This is a genomic window from Brevundimonas sp., from assembly GCF_046293315.1.
GTDB lineage: Bacteria > Pseudomonadota > Alphaproteobacteria > Caulobacterales > Caulobacteraceae > Brevundimonas.
In genome coordinates, this window is record NZ_JBKBPF010000004.1 from 170,786 (window position 1) to 194,383 (window position 23,598).

The 23,598-nt window shown below is 68.1% G+C and carries 20 protein-coding genes; 6 read left to right on the forward strand and 14 right to left on the reverse strand.

Translation table 11 applies throughout. From position 1 onward, the window contains the following. Positions 1–41 precede the first annotated feature (41 nt). From ACK4SE_RS05205 to ACK4SE_RS05220, 4 genes are all read right to left on the reverse strand, one after another. Positions 42–332: a hypothetical protein gene (locus tag ACK4SE_RS05205; RefSeq protein WP_409689465.1), complete on the reverse strand. Its 291-nt coding sequence runs from the start codon at positions 330–332 to the stop codon at positions 42–44. A gap of 172 nt (positions 333–504) precedes the next feature. Beyond that, the gene (locus tag ACK4SE_RS05210; protein ID WP_409689468.1) at positions 505–702 is read right to left on the reverse strand and encodes a hypothetical protein; all 198 of its coding nucleotides are present in this window, start codon (positions 700–702) and stop codon (positions 505–507) included. 122 nt (positions 703–824) lie between these two features. Next, a complete protein-coding gene (locus ACK4SE_RS05215; protein WP_409689471.1) occupies positions 825–1,304 on the reverse strand; it encodes a BA14K family protein in 480 nt (159 codons plus the stop codon). 89 nt (positions 1,305–1,393) lie between these two features. Then, on the reverse strand, positions 1,394–1,909 hold the full coding sequence (locus tag ACK4SE_RS05220; RefSeq protein ID WP_409689474.1) for a hypothetical protein: 516 nt from the start codon (positions 1,907–1,909) through the stop codon (positions 1,394–1,396). A 170-nt stretch (positions 1,910–2,079) separates the two neighbouring features. On the opposite strand from ACK4SE_RS05220, the gene ACK4SE_RS05225 reads away from it, so the two are divergent. Both ACK4SE_RS05225 and ACK4SE_RS05230 read left to right on the forward strand, forming a co-directional pair. Next, positions 2,080–3,282: a threonine ammonia-lyase gene (locus tag ACK4SE_RS05225; RefSeq protein ID WP_409689476.1), complete on the forward strand. Its 1,203-nt coding sequence runs from the start codon at positions 2,080–2,082 to the stop codon at positions 3,280–3,282. Next, positions 3,263–3,772, forward strand: coding sequence for an FKBP-type peptidyl-prolyl cis-trans isomerase (locus tag ACK4SE_RS05230; RefSeq protein WP_409689478.1), 510 nt, complete (start codon positions 3,263–3,265; stop codon positions 3,770–3,772). The genes ACK4SE_RS05225 and ACK4SE_RS05230 overlap by 20 nt, the downstream gene beginning before the upstream one ends. Before the next feature lie 73 nt (positions 3,773–3,845). Here the strand turns inward: ACK4SE_RS05230 and hslU are convergent, their stop codons facing one another. After that, a complete protein-coding gene (hslU, locus tag ACK4SE_RS05235) occupies positions 3,846–5,147 on the reverse strand; it encodes an ATP-dependent protease ATPase subunit HslU (RefSeq protein WP_409689481.1) in 1,302 nt (433 codons plus the stop codon). A gap of 106 nt (positions 5,148–5,253) precedes the next feature. On the opposite strand from hslU, the gene ACK4SE_RS05240 reads away from it, so the two are divergent. Further along, a complete protein-coding gene (locus ACK4SE_RS05240) occupies positions 5,254–6,801 on the forward strand; it encodes a GNAT family N-acetyltransferase (RefSeq protein ID WP_409689484.1) in 1,548 nt (515 codons plus the stop codon). Positions 6,802–6,819: 18 nt separating this feature from the next. On the opposite strand, the gene ACK4SE_RS05245 is transcribed toward ACK4SE_RS05240, so the two are convergent. The 5 genes from ACK4SE_RS05245 to ACK4SE_RS05265 form a co-directional block, all read right to left on the reverse strand. Beyond that, on the reverse strand, positions 6,820–7,614 hold the full coding sequence (locus tag ACK4SE_RS05245) for a TIGR00730 family Rossman fold protein (protein ID WP_409689486.1): 795 nt from the start codon (positions 7,612–7,614) through the stop codon (positions 6,820–6,822). An 82-nt stretch (positions 7,615–7,696) separates the two neighbouring features. Continuing rightward, positions 7,697–8,455 (reverse strand): DUF1223 domain-containing protein, encoded by a 759-nt coding sequence (locus ACK4SE_RS05250; RefSeq protein ID WP_409689489.1) that lies wholly within the window; start codon positions 8,453–8,455, stop codon positions 7,697–7,699. Positions 8,456–8,525: 70 nt separating this feature from the next. After that, the gene (locus tag ACK4SE_RS05255) at positions 8,526–10,688 is read right to left on the reverse strand and encodes a prolyl oligopeptidase family serine peptidase (RefSeq protein WP_409689492.1); all 2,163 of its coding nucleotides are present in this window, start codon (positions 10,686–10,688) and stop codon (positions 8,526–8,528) included. Positions 10,689–10,730: 42 nt separating this feature from the next. Then, the gene (locus tag ACK4SE_RS05260; RefSeq protein ID WP_409689495.1) at positions 10,731–12,890 is read right to left on the reverse strand and encodes a prolyl oligopeptidase family serine peptidase; all 2,160 of its coding nucleotides are present in this window, start codon (positions 12,888–12,890) and stop codon (positions 10,731–10,733) included. 83 nt (positions 12,891–12,973) lie between these two features. Continuing rightward, entirely contained in the window at positions 12,974–13,777 is an 804-nt protein-coding gene (locus tag ACK4SE_RS05265) for a potassium channel family protein (protein ID WP_409689498.1), read from the reverse strand. A 63-nt stretch (positions 13,778–13,840) separates the two neighbouring features. Between ACK4SE_RS05265 and dapF the strand changes: the two genes are divergently transcribed. Together dapF and ACK4SE_RS05275 are read left to right on the forward strand one after the other, a co-directional pair. Then, entirely contained in the window at positions 13,841–14,677 is an 837-nt protein-coding gene (gene dapF / locus ACK4SE_RS05270; RefSeq protein ID WP_409689501.1) for a diaminopimelate epimerase, read from the forward strand. 254 nt (positions 14,678–14,931) lie between these two features. Next, entirely contained in the window at positions 14,932–17,211 is a 2,280-nt protein-coding gene (locus tag ACK4SE_RS05275) for an NADP-dependent malic enzyme (protein ID WP_409689503.1), read from the forward strand. A 53-nt stretch (positions 17,212–17,264) separates the two neighbouring features. Here the strand turns inward: ACK4SE_RS05275 and ACK4SE_RS05280 are convergent, their stop codons facing one another. From ACK4SE_RS05280 to ACK4SE_RS05295, 4 genes are all read right to left on the reverse strand, one after another. Continuing rightward, positions 17,265–18,977, reverse strand: coding sequence for an AmpG family muropeptide MFS transporter (locus ACK4SE_RS05280; protein WP_409689506.1), 1,713 nt, complete (start codon positions 18,975–18,977; stop codon positions 17,265–17,267). A gap of 40 nt (positions 18,978–19,017) precedes the next feature. Beyond that, a complete protein-coding gene (locus ACK4SE_RS05285; RefSeq protein WP_409689509.1) occupies positions 19,018–20,583 on the reverse strand; it encodes a response regulator in 1,566 nt (521 codons plus the stop codon). 91 nt (positions 20,584–20,674) lie between these two features. After that, on the reverse strand, positions 20,675–22,246 hold the full coding sequence (locus ACK4SE_RS05290) for a YifB family Mg chelatase-like AAA ATPase (RefSeq protein ID WP_409689681.1): 1,572 nt from the start codon (positions 22,244–22,246) through the stop codon (positions 20,675–20,677). Between the two features lie 211 nt (positions 22,247–22,457). Further along, positions 22,458–23,219, reverse strand: a complete 762-nt coding sequence (locus tag ACK4SE_RS05295; protein WP_409689512.1) for a Fic family protein — start codon at positions 23,217–23,219, stop codon at positions 22,458–22,460. Between ACK4SE_RS05295 and ACK4SE_RS05300 the strand changes: the two genes are divergently transcribed. Further along, positions 23,206–23,424 carry a hypothetical protein gene (locus tag ACK4SE_RS05300; RefSeq protein WP_409689515.1) on the forward strand — a complete coding sequence of 73 codons (219 nt, stop codon included), beginning with the start codon at positions 23,206–23,208 and terminating at the stop codon, positions 23,422–23,424. The genes ACK4SE_RS05295 and ACK4SE_RS05300 overlap by 14 nt on opposite strands. Positions 23,425–23,598 lie beyond the last annotated feature (174 nt).

Sequence of the window (23,598 nt, forward strand, 5' to 3'; positions counted from 1 at the left end):
CGTCGTGAGACGCGGCCCTTTTCATTTGGTGATCCGCTTTTTCAGTTCTTGAGCGCGGTCTGGCCACGAAGGCGCTCCAGGCGCGCGTGCTGGGCTTCGGTCATGCATCGTGGCGTCGTCCAGCGTTCGCCGGATGCTGCGGCCGCCAGGGCTTCCTCGGCCGTCACGAAGACCGGCGCGGCGCCATACTCCCGCTCGAACGAGCGACGGGTCGCTTCATCCGTCGCGCAGACATAGGCCGCGCGCTCGAACCGCGCCTCCGAGCCGTTTGCAGGCGCGGTCTGATGTTCCTGTGCGAGGACCGCGAAGGGGGCGGAAAGGGCGACGGCCATAGCCGCCGCAAAAGGCATGAATGTACGCATGGGCATCTCCTCCAATCCCGAGATAACTCCGGGTTCGGAGCAGACTGCGCCAATTCATGCCGCTGTAAAGAGATTGCGACATGAATGTTTTATGACAGACTGTAATATTCTTTGTGAATTATGTCGGCCTTGGTTAGTCCGTCTAGCTAACTCCGACCGCCGGACCGAAGGCCAGCACTGTGGCCACGGCGCCCAGTCCCACGGCCACAGCCGCGCCGGCCAGGAAGGCAAGGGCGGTCCGGGCGCGGCGTCGTCTCAGGCCGCCGGGTCTGACCTTGCGGACATAGACAAACGGCGCCTTTTCGAAAGCTTCGGACCCGACGATGTTGTGCTGGGACATGAACGCGCTCCCCTTGAGTACAGGCCCCATGTGGGGACCCGGGCACTCAAGACGGGCGGATACGTCCATTTGATGGCGAACGGCGCTCGCCAAACCCTTACGCCATCAAGGGTTTGTGTTCGTCAGCCGCAATAGACCAGCCGTCCGCTGTAGGCGCGATAATAGCCGCTGCCCGGATCATAGGAGCGATAGGTCGCGCGGCACCAGTCCACACGACGGGCGTCGCGCCCGCCGGCCTGACCGTATCCCGCACCGGGATAAACCAGGTCCGGCCGACCGTAGGCGCCCGGCCACACATTGGGGCCGCGCACAGTCGAGGCGTAGAGCTGATAATCATGGCGCTGTGCGTAACCCGGGTGTCCGTAGCCGTAATGCCCCTGATCCCGGTAGCCTCGGTTGTCGACGTGGCGCGGCCGTTGATCGCGCCAGCGTTCATGACAGTCAGTGCGGTTGGCGTCCCAGTAGGCGTCGCAACGATAGTCCCCCGGACGGTCCCGTTGATCCCACCATGTCGGCGCGCGCCGTTCGTGACCGTGGCCGCGGTTGTCGTAGCCGTAATGGCCGGACTGCGCCTGTGCAGACTGGGCGGAAACGAGCGCCACGCTCGCAACGGATGCGGCGCAGATCGTGGTTAACGGCGAAAGACGCGACATTGGGAAGTCTCCTTTCGCCGCCATCGCGGCGCTTGTGCCTATTCCAGAGTGACGTTGACGGCCCCGCGCGGGCCGGTCTGGACCCGCCGCATCAGAACGACGGTCTCACCAGACCCCTGGCGCACCGGAGCGATGATGAACCAGCCCCCCTGCGGCAGGTCATCGAACCTGAACCGACCCTGGGCGTCGCACGTGGTGTCGCGCACATAGCCGCGATAGTCGGCGCTGGCTTCCCCGACGCTGCGGGCGCGGACTTCCGAGGCGGGCAGCGCGGCCCGGTCCAGCGATCCATAGAGGTTCAGGAAGCGATGGCGGGTGTAGGGCGTTTCGGGCGTAAGGCCGACCGAGCCGGCGCAAGCCGAACCCGCCACGCGGCCTTCGATGGCCGAGACGCCGGACTGGGCCGACCAGGCGAAGTCCGCCGCGCTGAAGCTGGCCGACAGGCCGCCGCCTCCGGGGATCGGGCCGGGCCCGGGTGTCGGCGCACAGGCGGCCAGGGTGGCGGCGCCCAGGGCCGAAACGGCGGCGATCCTGACGAAACTGGCGGCTTGCATGGCGAAATCCTCTCGTGACGCGCGAACAGCACACCCCTTAACACATTCACCACGGTCAAGGTTGCGAAGGCTTGGTGAAGAGCCCGCGAGAGTGCTTTCCGCCGCCTCCCGAAACCGATAAGCGTCGCCCCGCGGCAGGCGCCGCCAGCGAAAAAGGCTCAGCAAGACCAATGGCCGTCACCGTCGAGGATATCCGGGCCGCGCAGCAGCGCATCGCCGGCCAGGTGGACCGGACCCCTGTCCGCCATTCCCGCCGCCTGTCCCAGTTGACCGGCGCAGAGGTCTGGGTGAAGTACGACAATCTGCACTTCACCGGCTCGTTCAAGGAGCGGGGCGCCCTGAACCGGCTGCTGCAGTTGACCTCGGATGAGCGCCGGCGCGGCGTCGTGGCCGCCTCGGCGGGCAATCACGCCCAGGCCCTGGCTTATCATGGCGGTCGCCTGGGCGTGCCCGTCACCATCGTCATGCCCCACGGCACGCCCTTCGTGAAAGCCGACGGCACGCGCGCCCATGGGGCCACCGTGGTCATCGAGGGCGATGACTTTTCCGGCTCCAGCGCCCACGCGAGACAACTGGTGGAGGACGAGGGCTACATCTTCATCTCGGCCTTCGACGACGAGGGCGTGGTGGCGGGGCAGGGGGTCTGCGCGCTGGAGTTTCTTGAGGACGCGCCGGATCTGGATTGCCTCGTCATCCCCATCGGGGGGGGCGGTCTGATCGCCGGCTGCGCCATCGCGGCGAAAGCCATCAGGCCGGACATCGAGATCATCGGGGTGGAGGCGGCGATGTACCCTTCCTTCTCCGCGCGCCGTAAGGGCGAGACCGCCAGATGTGGCGGCCAGACCATCGCCGAGGGCATCGCCATCAAGGCGGTGGGCGACATCACGTTCGCCCTCGCCGCCCCGCTGGTGGACGACGTGCTGGTGGTGGACGAAGAGGATTTCGAGAAGGCCGTGGCCTTCTACGTCACCCTTGAGAAGACCGTGGCCGAGGGCGCGGGGGCCGGCGGTCTGGCGGCCCTGCTGCGCTTCCCGGAGCGGTTCAAGGGCAGGAAGGTCGGCCTGGTCCTGTGCGGCGGCAACATCGACGCCCGCATGCTGGCGGTGGTGCTGAACCGCGAGATGGTGCGCGAAAAGCGGCTGGTGGTGTACCGCATCCTCGGCGACGACCGCCCCGGCATGCTGTCCAAGATGAGCGCCGTGATCGGCGGCGCCGGCGGCAACATCATCGACGTGGTGCACAACCGTCTGGCGCTGGACGTGCCGGCCAAGGGCGCGGAATTCGACATCATGGTGGAGACGCGCGATGCCCACCATGCGGATGTAATCAGAAGGGGACTTGAGGATGCCGGCTATGCGCTTCGGATGGGTTAGCGGGGTCGCCGCCGCCGTGATGCTGGCGGCGTGCGGCGGCAGTGACAGCGCCTCGGGCGACGACGACGCCCGCGTGGCCGGGGCCGCCGCCTTCATGGCCCGGAACGCCGACGCCGACGGCGTGGTGACGCTGGACTCGGGGCTTCAGTACAAGGTGCTGACCGCCGCCCCGGACAGTGCGCCCAGCCCGGACGGCAACGATCTGGTTCGGGTCCACTACGAGGGGTCGCTGACCGACGGCACCGTTTTCGACAGCTCGTTCGAGCGCGGCGCCCCCTATGTCACCACGCCCGAACAGGTGGTGCCCGGCTGGACCGAGGCGCTGCAACGCATGAAGGTCGGCGACGAATGGCTGCTCTATGTGCCGCCCGAGCTGGGCTACGGCGCACGCCGGGCCGGCGAGATCCCGCCCCACTCTGTGCTGGTGTTCCGCCTCCAGCTGCTGGACATGGCCGCCGCGCCCGGCGGCGGCGGTTCCGGGCGGGGCTGACCGGCAAAGCCTGAGAGCCTGATTCACGGCATCGGTGGAATCGCGAGGCGATCCCACCTCAACCGATCAGGCTCTAAAGGATAAACCGGCTCAGGTCGGCGTTCTTCGCCAGATCGCCGACCTTGTCGCGCACCATGTCGCCGTCGAAGGTCAGGGTCTGACCCGACAGGTCCGACGCCCTGAAGCTGGTCTCCTCCAGCACCCGTTCGATAACCGTGACCAGACGCCGCGCGCCGATGTTCTCCACCGCGCCGTTGGCCGCCACCGCCGCGTCGGCCATGGCCTCGACGGCGTCCTCGGTGAACACCAGGGTCACGTCCTCGGCCGCCAGCAGGGCCTGGTTCTGACGGATCAGATTGGCCTCCGGCTCGGTCAGGATGCGCTTGAAGTCGTCGCGGGTCAGGGCCTTCAGCTCGACCCGGATCGGCAGGCGCCCCTGCAGCTCGGGCAGAAGGTCGCTGGGCTTGGCCACGTGGAACGCCCCCGAGGCGATGAACAGCACATGGTCGGACTTCACCGGCCCGTACTTGGTCGACACGGTGGTGCCCTCGATCAGGGGCAGCAGATCGCGCTGGACCCCCTCGCGGCTGACGTCGGCGCCGGAGCGGTCGGATTTTGCGGCCACCTTGTCGATCTCGTCCAGAAAGACGATGCCCTCGTTCTCGGCCAGCATCACCGCCTCGCGGGTCAGGCTGTCCTGATCCAGCAGCTTGTCGCTTTCCTCGGTGGTCAGGGGCGCCCAGGCGTCGCGGACCTTCAGCTTGACGGGCCTGGTCTTGGCGCCGCCCATCTTGCCCAGCATCTCCGACAGGTTCAGCACGCCCATGCCGGCCCCGCCGGGCAGGTCGATGTTCTGGAACGGCGAGGTGGTGTCGGCCAGCGCCAGCTCGATCTCCTTGTCGTCCATCTCGCCAGCGCGCAGCTTCTTCTTGAAGGCGTCGCGGGTGGCCGGCTGGGAGCCCGGGCCCACCAGGGCGTCGAGGATACGCTCCTCGGCGGCCGCCTCGGCCTTGGCCTTGACCCCGGCCCGGCGGTCGTCGCGCACCATCACCAGCGCGGCCTCCACCAGATCGCGCATGATCTGGTCCACGTCGCGGCCCACATAGCCCACCTCGGTGAATTTGGTGGCCTCCACCTTCAGGAAGGGCGAGCCGGCCAGCCGGGCTAGACGCCGGGCGATCTCGGTCTTGCCGACGCCCGTGGGCCCGATCATCAGGATGTTCTTGGGGGTGATCTCGTCGCGGATGTCCTCGGGCGCGCGCTTGCGACGCCAGCGGTTGCGCAGGGCCACGGCCACGGCGCGCTTGGCGTCGTGCTGGCCCACGATGAAGCGGTCGAGTTCGGAGACGATTTCGCGGGGAGAAAGATCAGTCATGGCCTTCACATAGGCGCTGGGGACGGGCAACGGGAGGGGGCATGCATCCAACCCGCTGCTTAACGGTTAAGCTGGCCGATGCCCAACGTCGCCCATCTGGAGTCCCATGACCAAAACCGCTCGCACCGCCCTCATCGAAATCCGCAATCCCACGCTGAAGGATGTGCCGCGCATCTATGATCTGGTCCAGCGCGTCTACGGCAACAGCGGCTACACCCGCGGCATGCTGCAGGGCCAGGTGGCCGCGTTCCGCGAGGGACAGTTCATCGTCGAGTACGAGGGCGATCTGGTGGGCTACGCCGCCGGCTTCCGGATCGACGAGAAGACCGCCATGGGGGCCCACACCTGGGATGAGATCACCGGCGGCGGCTACGCCTCGCGCCATGATCCCAATGGCGAGTGGTTCTACGGCATGGAGGTCTGCGTCGACCCGGACGCGCGGCGCCTGCGCATCGGCCAGCGCCTGTACGACGCCCGCCGCGAGCTGTGCGAGCATCTGGAGCTGAAGGGCATCGTGTTCGGCGGGCGCATGCCGGGGCTGGACCGCAAGAAGAAGACCTATCCCGAGCCCGAGGAGTATCTGGACGCGGTCACGGCGCGAAAGGCCAAGGACCCCGTGGTCGCCTTCCACCTGCGGGCCGGGTTCGAGCCCATCGGGGTGCTGAAGGACTATCTGCCCGCCGACCGCCAGTCCATGGGCCACGCCACCCACATGATCTGGCGCAATCCCTATTACCCCGAAGAGCGCGGCACCAAGGGGGCGGTGTTCGCCTCCAAGGAAAACGTGCGCGTGGCCACGGTGCAGTTCCAGGCCCGGCGCGTGACCTCGTTCGAGGAGTTCATGCACAACGTCGAATATTTCGTCGACGTGACGGCGGACTACCGCTCCGACTTCGTGGTGTTCCCCGAGCTGTTCACCCTGCAGCTGCTGGCGCTTGAGGAGAAGAAGCTGAACCCGGCCGAATCCATCGAGGCCCTGACCCGCTACACGCCGCGGTTCGTGGAGGAGATGTCCAAGCTGGCCATCAGCTACAACATCAACATCATCGGCGGCTCGCACCCCACCCGCACCGAGGACGGCGAGATCCAGAACGTTGCGTACGTGTTCCTGCGCGACGGCTCGGTCCACGCCCAGGAGAAGATCCACCCGACCCCCAACGAGCGGCACTGGTGGAACATCAAGGGCGGCGACATGGTCCACGCCATCCCCACCGATTGCGGGCCGATAGGGGTGCTGATCTGCTACGACTCCGAGTTCCCCGAACTGGCGCGGCGGCTGGTGGACGAGGGCGCGCGCCTGCTGTTCGTGCCCTTCTGCACCGACAACCGTCAGGGCTATCTGCGGGTGCGCTACTGCTCGCAGGCGCGGGCCATCGAGAACCAGTGCTACGTCATCCTGTCCGGCAATGTGGGCAATCTGCCCAACGTCGAGAACATGGACATCCAGTACGCCCAGTCCTGCATCCTGACGCCGTGCGACTTCCCCTTCGCCCGCGACGGCATCGCCGCCGAGGCGACCGAGAACGTGGAGACGGTGACCGTGGCCGATCTGGACCTGTCCGACCTGGCCTGGGCCAAGGCCCAGGGCACGGTGCGCAATCTGAGGGACCGCCGCTTCGACCTCTACAAGACCGTGTGGAGCGACAAGGGGTGACGTTTCAGAGCTGACATGTCAGGGCTGGGCGATGTCCTGGTGGGGGCGCAGGCCGCCGTCCAGCAGGGCCGCCCAGACCCCTTCGGCGTCGTCGGCGTACTGGAACAGCGCCAGATCCTTCGGCGAGATGACGCCGTGCTCGATCAGGGTGTCGAAGCCGATCACCGCGCGCCAGTAGGCCTCGTCGAACAGCACGATGGGGATAGGCGGCGCCTTGCCGGTCTGGCGCAGGGTCAACAGCTCGAACAGCTCATCCAGCGTGCCGAACCCGCCGGGGAACACCACCAGGGCATTGGCCCGCATGGCCAGGTGCATCTTGCGCATGGCGAAATAGTGGAACCGGAACGTCAGGTCCGGCGTGGTCCAGCGGTTGGGCTCCTGCTCGTGGGGCAGGGTGATGTTGAAGCCGATGGAGGGGGCGCCGGCCTCGATGGCCCCGCGGTTGGCCGCCTCCATGATCCCCGGCCCGCCGCCGGTGGCGATGACGTTGTCGCGAACGCCGCCCTCGTCGCACAGGGCGCCGCCGCGCTCCGAGGCGATGCGGCCGAACAGGCGCGCCTGCTCGTACCAGTGGCCATGGCGCCCGCCGCCGTTCTCGCCGAACCGGGCGCTGCCGAACACCACGATGGTGGAGCGCACACCCCAGGCGCGCAGATGCTCCTCGGCCTTGGCGTACTCCAGCTGGAAGCGGACCCCGCGCATGGAGTCCCCCAGCATGAAGTCCTGGTCCAAAGCGGCCAGCCGGTAGGCGGCGGCATCCATCTGTTCGGTGTTGGGGTGGTCGGGGGAAACGGGGGCGTCATGATCAGTCATGCCGCGACCCTAGCAGGCGCTCATGGCGACGCCAGCGGTCGTTCGGCCTGGCGTCGGGGGGCGTCCCGTCGAGCGGTTCAGTCTACGGGTCGGGACGGTCCGCCGCCGCCAGAATGCGCCCGTCGTCCAGAGCCTGCACCAGAACCGCCGCGCCCAGATGGGCCTCGGAGGGCTCGGGCAGATCCAGCAGGATCGGGCGGCCGCGCCATTCCCCGAGGCGCGTCACCTCGCGCACCACATTGGCGTGGCGCACTTCCAGCCCCCGGTTCTCGCCCTGGGCCACCTGCACCACCTGGGGGGTTGAGCGATAGCGGATCAGCCAGACCTCGGCGCCGCCCTCGGGCGCGCGGCCGGACCCCACGCCGACCCGGTCCCCCGCCTCGCGGAACTCCACTTCAGGCATGAAGATCCGGCGCGCGGCTTCTTCCTCGACAGCGGTCTCGATATCGGCGGTGCGGGCGCCGGGCAGGTGGCGGGCGCCGTCGATGATAACCTGGGGCGTGTAGACGTCGCGCAGCCGCAGCCGCGTCTGATAGGCCCGCTGGCGCTCAGCGAAGGCCGGCTGGGCGAAGGTGTCGGGCCAGCCCAGATAGTCCCAGTAATCCACCGCATAGGTCAGGGCGATGACCCCCGGCCGCCTGGCCAGGGTTTCCACCAGGGCGTTGGCTTCGGGACAGCCGGCGCAGCCCTGGGCGGTGAACAGCTCCACCACCACGGGCTCGGCGGGCATGGCGGCGCGCGAACCCGACGCTGCGGAGGCCGGCTGCGCACTGGACGACGCCGCGCCGCTCATGACGACCGCGGCCGCCCCGGCCATAACCAAACTCGAGATGCCCTTCATGCCGGGCACCCTAGTCCAGGCGTTCGAAAACGGGACTCAACTTGGCGTGAACCGGGCGCCGGGCGCGTGATCACTCGTCCATCAGCTGCTGGGCGAAATAGACATAGTGCCGGGCCCAGCGCCGCGCATTGGCGGCCGGATCGGCGTCGTAGCTGTGCCCGCCCGAGGTGTCCTCGAAATACAGATGATCGTGGCCCTGGGCCTCCAGCCGCGCCGCGAATTTGCGCGCGTGGCCGGGGTGGACCCGGTCGTCGAGGGTGTTGGTGGTGATGTAGACCACCGGATAATCCACCTCGGGGCGCAGCTGCTGATAGGCGGAGTATTCCGCGATCCAGGCGGCCTCCTCGGGGATGCGCGGGTCGCCGTACTCGCCGATCCACGAGGCCCCGGCGGGCATCTCGTGATAGCGCAGCATGTCGATCAGGGGGCTTTCGATCACCGCCGCATTGAACAGGTCCGGGTTCTGGGTCACGGCCACCGAGGTCAGCACCCCGCCGTTGGAGCGGCCGTAAATGCCCAGATGGTCGGGCGAGGTGACGCCCCGGTCGATCAGGTCCCGGCCCACAGCCGCAAAGTCATCGAAGGACCGCTGGCGGTTCTCGTTCAGGGCCGCCTGATGCCAGCCGGGGCCGAACTCGCCGCCGCCGCGGATGTTGGCCACCACATAGCTGCCGCCCTGTTCCAGCCACAGCTTGCCCAGCTGTCCTGCATAGCCGGGCAGCATCGGGATATTGAACCCGCCGTAGCCGAACAGGATGGTGGGCGCCGAGCCGTCGGCGGCCTGATCGCGCGGGCGCACCAGGAAGTACGGAATCTCGGTTCCGTCGTTGGAGGCGACCGAGTGCTGCTCCACCACATGGGTCGAGGCGTCGAAGCGCGCCGGGCTTTCGCGCAGGACCTCGGACCGCGCGCTCGCCACATCCGCCTGGGACAGGGTCGAGGGGGTCAGGAAGCCCTGGACGTAATAGAACATGTCCTCGTGGGCCCGGCTGGAGTCCACCAGGCTCACGGCCGCATTGTCGGGCGTGGGCAGGGCGGCTTGCGTCCACCCGCCGTCACGGGGCGCGAAGCGGATCAGCCCGCCGGACACATTGTCCAGTACGCTGGCCACCACATGGCCGTTGGTGATGGCCACGCCGTTGACCGACTGACGATCGGTCGGGGCGAAGATCACCGGGGAGGCCGCCAGGGCCGGGGCCGCATCGGCGCGCAGCGCCGCCAGCGGGATCGCCGCCAGATCGCCGGTTCCGATGGCGTGCCCGCCGAAGGTCCAGTTTTCCTCGACGGTCAGGATCAGCCGGTCGCCCATGGTCCCATGCACGTCCACCTTGGGGGGCAGGCCCAGGCGCACGGCCTCGCCATCCACCAGTTGCCAACGCTCGGCGTTGAAGGTGTCCAGCGGGCGGGTGATGATCACCGCCTCCACTTGGCCGTCCGGGCCGCGATAGACCGAGGGGCTGACGCCATAGCCGCCGTCCCCCTGTTCGCCGCGATAGACCTCCGTCGCCTGGGCCAGCGACTGGCCGCGCGACAGGGCGCGCACGATGTAGGGATAGCCGCTCTCGGTCAGGGTCCCGGACCCGAAATCGGTGGCCACCAGCAGGGTGTCGGCGTCAAGCCAGGTGACCCGGTGCTTGCCCTCGGCCAGGCGGAAGCCGCCCTCCACGAACCGGCCGGTCTGCGTATCGAACTCGCGAACCTCGACGGCGTCCTGGCCGCCGTTGGACAGGTTGATCAGGCAATAGCGCTCGTCGGGCGCCAGGCACTGGGCGCCTTTCCAGACCCAGTCACGCCCCTCGGCGCGGGCTAGGGCGTCGATGTCCAGAATGGTCTCCCACCGGGTGTTTGCGGAGGCGTAGGACTCGCGCGTCGTGCGCCGCCAGATGCCCTTGGGGTGCTGGTCGTCCTGCCAGAAATTGACGAGGCCGCCGCCCTGGAACCGGGGCGTTGGAATGCGGTCCCGGGCCGACAGGATGGCGTAGGCCTCGCGGCGGAAGGTTTCGTAGCGGGGGTCGCCTTCCAGCCGCGACAGGGCGCGGGTGTTGGATTGCTCGACGAACGCGAGAGCGCGCTCGCCCTGAACGTCTTCCAGCCAGATGAACTCGTCCGCGGCGGCGACCGATGCGGGGGACAGGTCCAGCGGGAGGTGGGGCGGGCGCTCCTGTGTGCCGGTGGTGGCGCACGCGCCCAGCACGAGGGCCGAGGCGGCCGCAGACAGGATCAGTCGGTTCATGGACGTTACGCTCCGTTTTTCTGTTTTTGCCGAACGGTCGGGTCAGTCCATCAGCCGTCGGGTCAGATAGGTGTATTCCAGCGCCAGCCGGCGGGCCGTCTCGCGCAGATTGGCGCCGGCCGCATGGCCGCCGTCCGTGTTTTCGTAGAACAGCACCTCATGGCCCAGCGCTTCAAGCTGCGCCGCGGCCTTCCGGGCGTGGCCGGGGTGCACACGGTCATCCTTGGTGGAGGTGTGGATGAACACTTCCGGATAGTCCGCCTCGGCCGACAGGGCCTGATAGGGCGAATAGGCGGCGATCCATTCGCGCTGCCCGGCGATGTCCGGATTGCCGTACTCGCCCATCCACGAGGCGCCCGCCAGCAGGGTGTGGAAGCGCAGCATGTCGAACAGGGGCACCTGGATCACCGCTGCATTGATCAGGTCCGGGCGCTGGGTCAGGATCGCGCCCATGAACAGCCCGCCCTGCGAGCCGCCCATGACGCCGAGGCGGCGCGGGCTGGTGACCCCGCGCGCGATCAGGTCCTCGGCCACGGCCTGGAAGTCCTCGTGCGCACGCTGGCGGTTCACGCCCTGCGCGGCCTGGTGCCAGCCGGGGCCGAACTCGCCGCCGCCCCGGGTGTTGGCCACCACATAGACGCCGCCGCGCTCCAGCCACAGCTTGCCCACGGTGGGCGAATAGCCGGGCAGCAGCGACACCTGGAAGCCGCCGTAGCCGTACAGCAAGGTCGGGTTGGAACCGTCTGTGGCGACGCCGTCGCGGCTGACCACGAAATAGGGGATCAGGGTTCCGTCGGCGGAGCGGGCCTGATGCTGCTCCACGTGCATGCCCTCGGCGTCGAACTTGGCCGGCAGGCTCTTGACCGTCTCCAGCGCGCCCGAGGCGGCGTCGGCCAGCCACAGGGTATCGGGGGTCAGATAGCCCCTGACGCTGACGAACAACTGGTCGTCCTCGCTGCTGGCCGAGTTCAGGCTCACCGAGGCGTTTTCGGGCAGGTTCAGCCGCTCGCGCACCCAGCCGCTTTCGGCCCGGTGATAGACGTAGGCCGCGCCGCGCACGTTTTCGAACAGGGCGAGCACCAGCCGGTTGCGGGTCAGGGTCACGTCCTCGACGGATTCACGCGCGCCGGGCCGCAGGATCAGTTCGCCGGTCGACCCTTGCGGATCGGCCTTCAGCGCCGCCAGGTCGAAGGCCATAAGGTCGCCGGCCTCGAAGGCGGTTCCCGACCCGTCGGTCCAGTCCTGATCGGTGGTGACGATCAGCCGGCCGTCCAGCAGGCCCTGCACCGAGCGGCGCGCGGGCAGGTTGATGCGCACTGCCCCGGCGTCGGTCAGGAAATAGCTCTCGGTCTCGAAGAAGGTGACCGCCCGGTCCACCATCTCGGCCTGCACCACGCCGTCGGCGTCGCGCAGGGTGTACCCGGCCACCAGCACGTCCTCGGGCTGCCCCCGGAACACCTCCGTCGCCTGGTCCATGGACTGGCCGCGGCTCAGGCGGCGCACGGTCATGGCGTAGCCGGAATCGGTCAGGGTGCCATCGCCGAAATCGCGATAGATCAGCAGGGTGTTCTCATCGACCCAGTCGGCCCCGCCCTTGGATTCGGGCAGGTCGAAGCCGTTTTCGATGAACTGGCCGGTCTCGCGGTCGAACTCGCGCATGACCACCGCGTCCTTGCCGCCGTCCGACAGATTGATCAGGCACAGGCGGTCGTCGGGCGACAGGCACTGGGCGCCCTTCCAGACCCAGTTGGCGTCCTCGGCGGCGGCCAGGGCGTCCACGTCCAGAATGGTCCGCCACTGCGGCGTGTCGGTGCGGTAGCTGTCCAGCGTCGCGCGGCGCCAGACGCCCCGCACATGGGTCGCGTCCTGCCAGAAATTGTCCACGGTGCGCGCGCCGCCCGCCGAATGGCGGAACGCCGGGAAGGGAATGCGGTCCTGCGCCTCCACCAGCGCCAGCGCGGTGGAATAGAGTTCGTCATAGCGCGGGTCGCCGGTCAGCACGCCCAGCGAATGGGTGTTGCGGGCCTCGACCCAGTCCATCACCCGCTCGCCCTCGATGTCCTCCAGCCAGATCCACGGATCGGACGCGGCGGCCTGTTCGGTCAGGGTCGGTTCGGGAGTCTGGGCCATGGGTTGGGTCGCTGAAAGGCTGAGAACGAGCGCGGCGAGGGCGGGGCCCCCATAGGCCAGACGATGGAACATGCGGCGTTTTTCCTCGGATGGTCGGTTTGGCGGCGCGACCCTATGGGCAGGCCGACCCATTGGAAAGCGGGGGGCCTGAAATATCAGCGCCCTTCGTCGGGGATGCAGATCGTATTGCCGCAGGCCTTGCAATGCACCGCGTCCGGATCATGCCGCTGCAGACCGCAGGTGGGGCAGGGGTGAAGCACCTTGCGCGGCACGTTCAGGGACTGGATCAGGCGGAAGAACAGGCCCACGCCGCCCAGCATCACCGCAATGGACAGCAGCCGTCCCCACATGCCCGGCAGGATGATGTCGCCATAGCCGGTGGTGGTCAGGCTGGTGACGGTGAAATACAGCGCGTCCACATAGCCCGAGATGCCGTCATAGCGGCCCATGAAGCTGGTGTAGACGAAGCCGGTCACCACGAAGACGAAGGTTACCAGCGCCGCCGCCGCCTTGACGATGTCCTCCACCCGCGTGTCGTTGTAGCCGCGGCCCAGGGTCTTCCAGAAGAAGTCGCTGTTGAGCAGGGTCCACAGCCGCAGCACCCGCAGGAAACCCAGGTTGTAGAGCCAGGCCGGAAAGAGCAGGGTCGCCAGCACGAACAGGTCGACCCACACGATGGGCCGCTTCAGCCAGTCCCTCCAGTCCGTATAGGCCATGGCCCGCGCGATCAGGTCGAAGGCCAGGATCGCCGCGATCACATAATCGATCAGATAGAAGATCAGGCCGCTCTGGTTCTTCAGCAGCGGCGCGGCGATGAAAAAGGCGATGATGGCGAAATCCACCACGATCACCCCCAGCCGGAACCGCACCGCCGCCTGTGACGAGCCGTGGTACAGCGCCCGCAGACGCGCCCTCAGCCGCCAACCCGTGTGGGTGTGCTCACGACCCTGCGATCTCATGGAAAAGCTGTCCTTCGTCGCGCGCTCTGACGCCGGGCCGGAATTACCCTATATGCGGACCCCATGACGCACCCCTTCGTCAAGATGAACGGCGCCGGAAACGACTTCATCGTGATCAACGCGATGGAGCGGCCCTTCGCGCCGAGCGCTGATCAGGCCCGCGCCCTGGCCGATCGCGAAACCGGCCCGGCAGGCGGCTGCGACCAATTGATCGTGATCGAGCCTTCGAAGACCGGCGACGCCTTCATGCGGGTGTGGAACGCCGACGGCGGGGTGGTGGAGACCTGCGGCAACGCCCTGCGCTGCGTCGGCTGGCTGCTGACCCTGGCGGGCGGGCGCGACCGGGTCGTCATCGACACGCTCGGCGGCCCGACCTCTGCCATGCGCGCGGGAGAGCTGCGCGTCACCGTGGACATGGGCCCGCCGCGCCTGGCCTGGGACCAGATCCCGCTGGCCGAGGAGATGGACACCCGCGGCATCGAGCTGCAGGTGGGGCCGGTGGACGCCCCCGCGCTGCACACGCCGGGCGCCGTCAGCATGGGCAATCCCCATGTGGTGTTCTTCATCGACCACGTGCCTGACGACGCCTTCACCCGGGCCACCGGGTCGCTGATCGAGCATCATCCGCTGTTTCCCGAGGGCGTGAACGTGGGCTTCGCCCATGTGGAGGCGAGGGACCGCATCGGCCTGAGGGTGTGGGAGCGGGGCGCGGGCCTGACTCTCGCTTGCGGCACCGGCGCCTGCGCCGCCCTGGTGGCCTGCGCCCGCCGCGGCCTGACCGACCGGGCGGCCACGGTGGTGGTCGACGGCGGCGAACTGTTTATCGACTGGCGCGAGAGCGACGATCACGTGCTGATGACCGGCCCGGTCGAGGTGGAGACCACCGGGACCCTGCCCTGAAATCCTGACGACGCGGCCCGGCAGGCAGAAACTCCAGCCTGTTGCGGTTGTGGGAAGGGCGACCGGGTTACGGAGCCTGATCGGTTGAGGTGGAATCGCCTCGCGATTCCGCCGATGCCGTGAATCAGGCTCCTGACATCAAGCGAGAGCATGATTCACGCTTCAGCCGGAACCGCTACGCGGTTCCGTCCGAAACGATCATGCTCTAGGGTCGCCCCTTCCTTCGCCGCTTCCGCGTGCCTTGTAGCGACCCCATGCCCGAAAACACCGAAAAGCAGACCTTCACCGACCAGGAAGCCCTGGATTTCCACAGCGCACCGACGCCGGGCAAGATCTCCATGGCGCCGACCAAGCCCATGGCGACCCAGCGCGACCTGTCGCTGGCCTATTCGCCGGGCGTCGCCGTGCCGGTGCGCGCCATCGCCGAGGATCCCGACAAGGCCTACGACTACACGTCCAAGGGCAATCTGGTGGCGGTCATCTCCAACGGCACGGCCATCCTCGGCCTGGGCGATCTGGGCGCCATGGCCTCCAAGCCGGTGATGGAAGGCAAGGCGGTGCTGTTCAAGCGCTTCGCCGACGTGGACTCCTTCGACGTGGAGGTGAAGACCACCGACCCCGACGAGTTCATCACCGTGGTCAAGAACATCGGCGACACATGGGGCGGCATCAATCTGGAGGACATCAAGTCCCCGGAATGCTTCGAGATCGAGACCCAGCTTCAGGACCTGCTGGACATCCCCGTCTTCCACGACGACCAGCACGGCACCGCCATCATCTCCACCGCCGGCCTGATCAACGCCTGCCACGTGGCCGGCAAGAGGCTTGAGGACATCAAGGTGGTGCTCGCGGGCGCCGGCGCCGCGGGCCTGTCGTCCATCGCCCTGATGAAGGCGGCGGGCGTCAAGCACGAGAACACCGTCATCGTCGACCGCGACGGCGTGGTCTATCGCGGCCGTGACAACGTGGACCAGTGGAAGGCCGCCCACGCCACCGACACCCCGCACCGCACCCTGGCGGAGGCCATGGTCGGCGCCGACGTGGTCATCGGTCTGGCCGCCAAGGGGGCCATCACCAGGGAGATGGTCGCCTCCATGGCGCCGCGCCCCATCATCTTCGCCATGGCCAATCCGGACCCCGAGATCACCCCCGAGGACGTGCGCAGCGTCCGCGACGACGCCATCATCGCCACCGGCCGGTCGGACTATCCCAACCAGGTCAACAATGTGCTGGGCTTCCCCTATATCTTCCGCGGCGCCCTGGACGTGCGCGCCCGGCAGGTGAACCACGAGATGAAGGTGGCCTGCGCCCAGGCCCTCGCCGCCCTGGCGCGCGAGGACGTGCCGGACGAGGTGGCGGTGGCCTATCGCGGCCGCAAGCTGAAGTTCGGCCCCGACTACATCATCCCCACGCCCTTCGATCCGCGCCTGATCTGGTACATCCCCCCGTTCGTGGCCCAGGCGGCCATGGACACGGGCGTGGCCCGTCGGCCCATCGAGGACATGGACGCCTATCGCGCCACCCTGCGCCAGCGCCTCGATCCGTCCGCCGCCCTGATGCAGAAGATTTCCTCGGCCGTGCGCGGCGCCCCCAACAAGCGGGTGGTGTTCGCCGAAGGCGAGGAGACCTCGGTCATCCGCGCCGCCTGGGCCTTCAAGCAGCAGGAGCTGGGCACCCCCATCCTGGTGGGCCGCGAGGAGCTGGTGCGCCAGAACGCCACCGAGGCCGGCCTGGTGTTCGAGGATCTGGGCATCGAGATCATCAACGCCCGCGTCTCGCCCAACAATGTGGCCTACACCGAGGCCCTGTATCAGCGCCTGTGGCGGCGCGGCTATCTGCGCCGCGACGTGCAGCGCATGATCAATCAGGACCGCAACTATTTCGGCGCCGCCATGCTGGCCCACGGCGACGCTGACGCCATGGTCACGGGCGTGACCCGCAATTTCAACATGGCGCTGAAGGAAGTCAGCCGGGTTCTGGACGTCAAGAGCACCCTGATCGGCCTGTCGGTGGTCATGGCGCGCGGCCGCACCCTGTTCGTGGCCGACACCTCGATCCACGAGTTGCCCGACGCCCAGGAACTGGCCGACATCGCCATCCAGGCCGCAGCCTCGGTCCGCAAGCTGGGCCGCACCCCCAGGGTGGCGTTCCTGTCCTACTCCAGCTTCGGCAACCCCCCGGGCGACCGCGGCGAGAAGGTGCGCGAGGCCATCCGCATCCTGGACCAGCGCGGCGTGGACTTCGAATACGAGGGCGAGATGCCGCCCGAACTGGCCCTGACTCCCGACGCGCGCACCTCGCACCCCTTCATGCGCCTGTCGCGCGAGGCCAATGTGCTGGTCATGCCGGCGATCCATTCGGCCGTCATCTCGACCCAGATGATCCAGGCCCTGGGCGGCGCCACCCTGGTCGGGCCGCTGCTGATCGGGCTGGAGAAGTCGGTCCAGATCGTGCCGCTGGGCTCGTCCGTCAGCCAGATCCTCAACGCCGCCACCTTCGCCGCCTACGAGGAAGGCATCGCCGAAGAGGGGTGAGGCTTAGCCTCACCCTCGGCTCATCCCGGCCTGGGTCGGGGTGAACGGCGGCGCTAGGCCTCACCCTTGCCCCGCGCCTCGATCTCGGGCTGCCGTCTGGCCACGTAGAAGGCCAGGAAAATGGCGAACACGCCCAGCAGCACCGAATACAGGAAGAACGTCACATAGCCCGCCCCCAGTGACGGGGCGGACACGCCCGCTGTGGCGGCGCCTTCCGCCAGCGAGCCCTCGGGCAGGCGTCCGAACCATCCGCGCATGCCGCTGTTGAAGCCCCCGGCCTCGGCCGCGCGCGCTGTCTCCTCGACGATGCGCCCGGACTGCGAGGCGGTGATCTTGCCGAAAATGGCGTAGAGCGAGCTGAACAGGGCGTACTGCGTCGCCGTGAAACCCGCGCTGGTCAGGCTGGACATGTAGACGATCAAGGCCGTGCCCGCGACGCCGGTGGCGAAATTGTCGATGGTGATGGCGCCGTAAAGCACCGCCATGTCCGGGCCCGACACCGCCAGCCAGACGAACACGAGGTTCGACAGCGGGCTGGCGAAAACGCCGATGACCATGCTCTTGATGATGCCGAACCGCGACACCATCCAGGCGCCGAAGGTGATCCCCGCCAGGGACGCCACCACGCCGTAGACCTTTCGCACCTCGGCGATCTGGGTGAGGCTGAAACCCAGGTCGATGTAGAACGGGTTCATCAGGTTCAGGACGAAGTCCGACAGGCGGTAGAGACAGATCAGCGCCATGATCAGCACGCCGAACTTGACCCCGAACCTCTGGAAGAAGTCGCCCAGCGGCTGGCCGTACGATCGCCGGAGATAGGCGCCCGGCCGCGTCACCACCCCGGGAATCGGCACACAGGCCAGGGCGATCAGGGCCAGGCCCGCGAGCAGCCCGCTGAACTGCAGGAAGATGCCGTTGGGTCTCGCTTCCCACGCTGTCTTGAACGCCTCGGCCCCCGCATCAGTGGCGCCCAGAAGATTGATCAGCCCGGCCAGCAGCGTGCCGTTGGCCGCCAGTCCCGATCCCGCGAACAACGCGCCCAGCAGGATCAGCGTCAGGCGAGCCGCCCATTCCACGACCTCCGGCGCCGGACGCCGGGGCAATCCGTGATCCACCAGCGCCACCCGCACCTCGCCGCCACGCGGCGCCAGCAGCACCGCCCCGATGGCCACGAACATGATGCCCGCCATGACCGCATAGCTGAGATTCCAGCTGAAGGCCTCGGCCAGAAACAGCGGCAGGGCCCCCGCCGTGATCATCGCGCCGCGATAGCCCCACTGATAGGCGGCGGCCATGACCCCGAAGCGGGCCTTGTCCACCACCTCGATGCGCCAGGCGTCGATGGCGATGTCCTGGGTGGCCCCGGCGAAGCCGACCAGAACCGCCAGCAGCGCCACCCGCGTCAGGTTCATGGACGGGTCCGAACCGGCGATCAGCCACAGGCCGACGATGATGATGATCTGCATCAGCACCATCCACGACCGTCGCTGGCCCAGCAGGGGTTCAAGGACCGGAATCTTCACCCGGTCCACAACCGGGGCCCACACGAATTTCAGCGAATAGGACAGGGTCGCCAGCGAGAAGGCCGTGATGGTCTGGAGCGTCAGGCCTTCCTGTCGCAGCCACGCCGACAGGGTGTCGAAGATCAGGAAGAACGGCAGGCCCGCCGCCATGCCCAGCAGCAGCATGACGAAGACGCGCCGCTCCTTGAGGGTCTTGACGAACTCCCAGGTTGTCAGGCGGCGTTCGGCGGCGTCTTCGGCCATGTCGGCGTCCCTTTGCAGGGACGCCCCCACGCGTCCCGATTCAGCAGGCGACCTTGGCGCGGACTTCGCCGCTCGTCCAGCGGGCAAGCGCGGCGCGCAGGGCCTCGGTGTCGATGGGCTTGGTCAGGTGGTCGTCCATGCCGGCCTCCAGACAGGCCTTGCGGTCCTCGACAAAGGCGTTGGCGGTCAGGGCCACGATGGGGGTGCGGTCGCCCTTGGCGCGGATGGCGCGGGCGGCGGCCAGACCGTCCATGCCGGGCATGCGCATGTCCATCAGCACCAGATCATAGCGGGCGCGGGTCAGGGCCTGGACCGCCTCATCGCCCGAGCCGGCCGTCTCCACCACGCAGCCTTCGCGGCGCAGCAGGGTCTTGGCCAGCAGCGCATTGACCGGATTGTCCTCGGCCAGCAGCACGCGCAATCCGGCGAAGCGGACGGGGGTGACCCGGTCGTCGTCGCGCTGGGGCGGAGGGGGGCCGCCGATGGGGGCGTCCGCCTTGCCCACCGCCGCCAGCACGCGTTCGGCCAGAGACGCGCGGCGCAGGGGCTTGATCAGATAGCCATGGAAGCCCTGGGATCGGTAGCGCGCGATCAGCTCCCGCTCCTCGGCCTTGAGCAGGACGATGCAGCGGCCGCCGACGGGGCAGGCGGCCATGGCGCCGGCGCTGGCTGCCGCGTGGTCCACCAGGGTGACCGCAGCGCCGGCCTTCACCATTCCGCCGCAGGCCTCGACCTGCTGGCGCGCGGCCTCTGCCACCAGGGGATCCGGCGAGTTCACCGCCACGGCGACACCCTTCAGGGGGGTGGCGCGCCCGTTCGCGGCGCCGGGGGCGGCGGGGAAGGCGGCCTCGAAGCGGAAGCGCGCGCCGCCGCCGGGCCGGTCGCTGACGCAGACCTTGCCGTCCATGGCCTCGGCCAGCTTTTTGACCACCGCCAGACCCAGACCGGCGCCGTCGAAGCGTGCGGCGTCGGAGGCGTCCACATGGCCGAATTCCTCGAAGATGCGCTCGCGCGCCTCGGGCGGCACGCCGGGGCCGGTGTCGTCGATGATGAAGGCCAGTTTGGGCCGGCCGTCGCGCCCGCCCGCCCGCTCGATGGCGATGCGGACGCCGCCGGTCTCCGTGAACTTCACCGCATTGCCGGCCAGATTGAACAGGATCTGGCGCAGGCGGCCCTCGTCGGCCAGCACGTCGGGCGCGTCGGGGGCCACGGTCCAGACCACCGACAGGCCCTTGTCGTGGGCGCGCGGGCTGAGCAACTCGGCCACGCCCTGGACCAGCGCCTCCAGATTTACGGGCTCGGAGTCCAGCTCCAGATGGCCCGCATCGACGCGGGCGTAATCCAGCAGGTCGTTGACCAGCCCCAGCAGGTGCTCGGCGGAATCCCGCGCCGCGCTCACATAGGCGCGCTGGGCGCCGTCCATGCGGGTGCGGGCCAGCAGGCCCAGCATGCCGATGACGCCGTTCAGGGGCGTGCGCATCTCGTGGCTCATCAGCCGCAGGAACCGCTCCGCCGCCTGGGCGTCGGGGATGTCAGCCGCGGCCGGACGGGTCATGGGCGCGTTGTGCGCCGCCCCGGTCTTCACGGTCTTTCGCCGCACACTCATCACGCACCCTCCACCGAAGGGCGCAGCCTGCACGAAAACGGTTAAGGGCCGCCGAATCACGGGGGGCGTCGGGGGCGGCGTCAGGCGGGGCTCACCAGGCGGGCGTCGTCTCCGCCGCAACGTGCCCCGCGCCGACCTCCTGCGGGCCCACGGTGGTGCGGCGATAGACCAGGGCCTCGGCGATGTGGCGGCGCAGGACCGGGGTGGAGCCCTCCAGATCGGCGATGGTGCGCGCCAGCCTCAGGGTGCGGGTCCAGCCCCGCGCGGTCAGGCCCCCCGCCTCCGCCGCCCGCATCAGCAAGGCCCGGCCAGAGGCGTCGGGCGACCCGATCCGGTCCAGGGTCTCGCCGGACGCCCGGGCGTTGATCCCCTGATCCGGGTCCAGGCCATGCTCGCGGACGCGATCGGCCTGGGCCTCGCGGGCTGTGGCCACCCGGGCGGCGGCCTCGGCCGTGCCTTCGGCGGGCGGGGGCAGGGCCATGTCGGCGGCGGTCACGGGCGGGGTCTCCACCGTCAGGTCGATGCGGTCGAACAGCGGCCCTGAGATGCGGTTCTGATAGTCCCGCTGACAGCGCGGGGCCTTGCCGCAGGCGCCCTTGCCCGGCCCGCCCACGCCGCAGCGGCACGGGTTCATGGCCGCGATCAGCTGGAACCGCGCCGGATAGCGCACATGGGCGTTGGCCCGCGCCACCACGATCTCGCCGGTCTCCAGCGGCTGACGCAGGGAATCCAGCGCCTGGGGCGAATACTCGGGCAGTTCATCCAGGAACAGCACCCCGTTGTGCGCCAGCGACGCCTCGCCCGGTTTGGCCCGGTGCCCGCCGCCGGTCAGGGCCGCCATGCTGGCCGAGTGGTGGGGCGACCGGAACGGCCGGTCCCGGGTCAGGCCGCCGCGCTCGATCAGCCCGGCCACCGACCAGATCATGGAGGTCTCCAGCAGTTCCTGCGGCGTCAGGGGCGGCAGCAGGCCCGGCAGGCGCTGGGCCATCATGGACTTGCCCGATCCCGGCGGGCCCACGAACAGCAGGTTGTGGCCCCCGGCCGCGGCCACCTCCAGCGCCCGCTTGGCGCTTTCCTGACCCTTGACCTCGCGCAGGTCCGGCCCGCCCGTCGCCGCCTTGACCGGGCCCGGCTCGGGCGCGCGCAGCACCTGCACCCCCTTGAAGTGGTTGATGACCCCGATCAGCGACCGGGGCGCCAGCACCGACACCTCGCCCGCCCATGCGGCTTCCGGCCCGTTGGCCTCGGGGCAGATCAGCCCCAGCCCCATGGCGGCGGCGGCCACCGCGGCGGGCAGGGTCCCGCCCACCGGGGCGATGCGCCCGTCCAGCCCCAGCTCGCCCAGCGCCGCCCAGTCCGACAGGGCGTCCGGCGCGATCACCCCCATGGAGGCCAGCAGGGCCAGGGCGATGGGCAGGTCGAAATGGCTGCCTTCCTTGGGCAGGTCGGCGGGCGCCAGATTGGCGATGATGCGTCTGGACGGCATGGCCAGGCCGATGCCCGCAAAGGCCCCGCGCACCCGCTCCCGGCTCTCGGCCACCGCCTTGTCCGGCAGGCCGACGATGTTGAAGAATCCCTGATCCCCCGACAGCTGCTGGACCTGCACGTCCACCCGCCGGGCGTCCACCCCGTCGAACGCCACCGTCACCACGCTGGCCAGCATGCCCGTGCCCTCCGCTCCCGAACGAGAACGAAGCATGAACAGAAATGCATTGCAATAGCCGTCAAAGCCTAGCTATGACGCGAACAAATTCCGGCTACGGCCAATCCCTAACGCCCCTCTGACCACAACTCTGTCTCTTAAGAGTCGCTAAACGGGCAAGAGCCTCCCAAGACACCCGACATGATCAAGATATGGAAACCCAGCCGGGCCATCAAGCGCCGCTGTTGATTGCCTTGGCCACGCATTGGCCCGAGAAGGTGATTGCTCGGCGGGTAATTCTGCTCATGAACTCGACAAAATGCGTCCAATCTCCCGTTCGGCTGAGATACACCAAGTTGGCGATCATGACCTTGTGGTAGAGATAAATAATTGGTCCCAGCGGGATAACAGGCATGTGCAAACCGGATGTACGGGCAAGCGAGGCCTGAAACATCATTCTTGCGAGTCGTCCATTTCCGTCCGTGAACGGATGGCTGAGCGCCGCTTCAGCGTAGCAGAAGCAGGCTTGGCCGAAGGCCTCGCCCCGGTTCGGCGGCAAGGCCCTGATCCGGGAAAGCCACTGCGCCGCGACGACGGGATCAGGATAAACAGACCTGACACCATCTGAGCTCGCTGCACTCATCACCGACATACAGCGCGCTTCCACACTTGTGGAGGTCATCTCGCGGACCATAGCCAGAGCGTCGCCCTCATCGAACTGTTCATTCAAAAACCTAGGCCAGTATCTGATAGCCACCGGTTCCGTCGCGGGCCTCTCAATGAAACGGTAAAGTGGTAAGGGCCTGGGGCCGGAGTGGCTTTTTGCGACCTCATCAGCCATCAAGAGCGCCAGCCTCAGTTCCAAGCCGACCACTATATCCCGCCCCGCGATCTCAGCTTTTCGGGACACGTCTACGGCGGAATCCACCAAGGCCTGATGATTCTGGCAGGCGGCAACATAGTCGGGGCAGCAAACAAAGATGCGTGAATTCATGCTCCGCCAGCGTCTATCTATTCAGCTGAGTGAGCGTGCCGTTTTCCATCCGAAAGTGAAGTGTTATGCGTCGTCCATTGGCGTCGTTGCCGGAAAGGGAGATGAGTTCTCGGTTGCCAGACTGGCAAAGAAGTTCGCTCGTCAGGAAGACCTTTATCGGCTCCATTTGCTGGTTCCACTGAGCCAGATCGTCCCGGTCGAGTGATAACTCTCCTGAATGGTATCTGGTGATCTGGACCGAGCCCGGACCTCCGGACGTCCAACTGGTGGCTAGTATGTCAAGTTCAACATGCCGGCCCTGACATTCAAAGATGTTTCGACTGGTCGTGACTGCGGGCGCGTCAAACGTCACTGGCGAAGCTGGCGGTACCTGAAGGAG

Coding starts and splice junctions, on each gene's coding strand:
- ACK4SE_RS05280 (WP_409689506.1), bottom strand. CDS start 18,977: ATGGCCGAAGACGCCGCCGAACGCCGCCTGACAACCTGGGAGTTCGTC.
- dapF (WP_409689501.1), top strand. CDS start 13,841: ATGACGCACCCCTTCGTCAAGATGAACGGCGCCGGAAACGACTTCATC.
- ACK4SE_RS05230 (WP_409689478.1), top strand. CDS start 3,263: ATGCGCTTCGGATGGGTTAGCGGGGTCGCCGCCGCCGTGATGCTGGCG.
- ACK4SE_RS05220 (WP_409689474.1), bottom strand. CDS start 1,909: ATGCAAGCCGCCAGTTTCGTCAGGATCGCCGCCGTTTCGGCCCTGGGC.
- ACK4SE_RS05295 (WP_409689512.1), bottom strand. CDS start 23,219: ATGAATTCACGCATCTTTGTTTGCTGCCCCGACTATGTTGCCGCCTGC.
- ACK4SE_RS05210 (WP_409689468.1), bottom strand. CDS start 702: ATGTCCCAGCACAACATCGTCGGGTCCGAAGCTTTCGAAAAGGCGCCG.
- ACK4SE_RS05250 (WP_409689489.1), bottom strand. CDS start 8,455: ATGAAGGGCATCTCGAGTTTGGTTATGGCCGGGGCGGCCGCGGTCGTC.
- ACK4SE_RS05260 (WP_409689495.1), bottom strand. CDS start 12,890: ATGTTCCATCGTCTGGCCTATGGGGGCCCCGCCCTCGCCGCGCTCGTT.
- hslU (WP_409689481.1), bottom strand. CDS start 5,147: ATGACTGATCTTTCTCCCCGCGAAATCGTCTCCGAACTCGACCGCTTC.
- ACK4SE_RS05240 (WP_409689484.1), top strand. CDS start 5,254: ATGACCAAAACCGCTCGCACCGCCCTCATCGAAATCCGCAATCCCACG.
- ACK4SE_RS05205 (WP_409689465.1), bottom strand. CDS start 332: ATGGCCGTCGCCCTTTCCGCCCCCTTCGCGGTCCTCGCACAGGAACAT.
- ACK4SE_RS05225 (WP_409689476.1), top strand. CDS start 2,080: ATGGCCGTCACCGTCGAGGATATCCGGGCCGCGCAGCAGCGCATCGCC.
- ACK4SE_RS05285 (WP_409689509.1), bottom strand. CDS start 20,583: ATGAGTGTGCGGCGAAAGACCGTGAAGACCGGGGCGGCGCACAACGCG.
- ACK4SE_RS05290 (WP_409689681.1), bottom strand. CDS start 22,246: ATGCTGGCCAGCGTGGTGACGGTGGCGTTCGACGGGGTGGACGCCCGG.
- ACK4SE_RS05300 (WP_409689515.1), top strand. CDS start 23,206: ATGCGTGAATTCATGCTCCGCCAGCGTCTATCTATTCAGCTGAGTGAG.
- ACK4SE_RS05255 (WP_409689492.1), bottom strand. CDS start 10,688: ATGAACCGACTGATCCTGTCTGCGGCCGCCTCGGCCCTCGTGCTGGGC.
- ACK4SE_RS05275 (WP_409689503.1), top strand. CDS start 14,932: ATGCCCGAAAACACCGAAAAGCAGACCTTCACCGACCAGGAAGCCCTG.
- ACK4SE_RS05245 (WP_409689486.1), bottom strand. CDS start 7,614: ATGACTGATCATGACGCCCCCGTTTCCCCCGACCACCCCAACACCGAA.
- ACK4SE_RS05265 (WP_409689498.1), bottom strand. CDS start 13,777: ATGAGATCGCAGGGTCGTGAGCACACCCACACGGGTTGGCGGCTGAGG.